At 71.7% G+C, this 903-nt stretch carries 2 protein-coding genes; both read left to right on the plus strand.

The window, feature by feature from the left end:
- A partial coding sequence (locus tag NGF19_RS30390; protein ID WP_252429154.1) for an AMP-binding enzyme occupies window positions 1-660 on the plus strand: 660 nt, incomplete at its 5' end.
- A 38-nt stretch (window positions 661-698) separates the two neighbouring features.
- Window positions 699-903 (plus strand): hypothetical protein (locus NGF19_RS30395; protein ID WP_252429156.1); only part of this gene is annotated, 205 nt, incomplete at its 3' end.

Genomic DNA, 903 nt, shown 5'->3' on the forward strand with positions numbered 1-903 from the left:
GTCCGGGGCTTCCGGGTCGAGCCGGGCGAGGTCGAGTCCGCCCTGCGACGCCACCCGTCGGTCGCCCGGGCGTTGGTCGTCGCCCGGGATGACGGCCCGGGCGGCAAGCGGCTGGTGGCCTACGTGGTGCCGGAAGGGTCCTCGCCCGAGGACGGTTCCGCGGATGGCGCCGAGCTGCTCGCTTCCCTGCGGGCGCACACCGGGGCCGTCGTCCCCGAGTACATGGTGCCCTCCGCCTTCGTGGTGCTCGACGCCCTGCCGCTGACCCCCACCGGAAAGATCGACCGCGAAGCACTGCCCGCGCCGGACCGGTACGAGGCGGCGGCCTATGTCGCCCCCCGCACCCCCGACGAGGAACTGGTGTGCCAGGTGTACGCCGAGGTCCTCGACATCATCACGGTCGGCATCGACGACACCTTCTTCGCACTGGGCGGCCAGTCCCTGCTCGCCACCCGGGCCATCGCACGGCTGCGCAACGCGACGGAGCTGGACGTGTCGCTGGAGACCCTGTTCCGCAACCCTGCCCCGCGGGCCCTGGCGGCCGAACTCCAGGCCCGGCGCGAGGCCGCCGAGCTCGAGCTGAGCGAGGCCCTGAGTGCCGTCGAAGACATGACCGACGCGGAGATCGAAGAGGCGCTGCGGCGGCTCGAACAGCAGTGACCCCCTTCAGCGCACGCGACTGGATAGGCCGAGCACCGATGACCCACGCGAACGAGCGGATCGCCAACCTCACCGACAAGCAGCGGGAACTCCTCGCGAAGCTGCTCAGCACGAAGCGCACCGACCGCGACACCATTCCGCGCGCGGACCGGAGCACGCCGCTGCCCCTGTCCTTCGCCCAGCAGCGGCTGTGGTTCCTGGACCGGATCAGCCCCGGCACCACCTCATGGAACGCGTGTGCCT

The sequence above is a fragment of the Streptomyces macrolidinus genome, from assembly GCF_023887685.1.
Classification (GTDB): Bacteria; Actinomycetota; Actinomycetes; order Streptomycetales; family Streptomycetaceae; genus Streptomyces; species Streptomyces macrolidinus.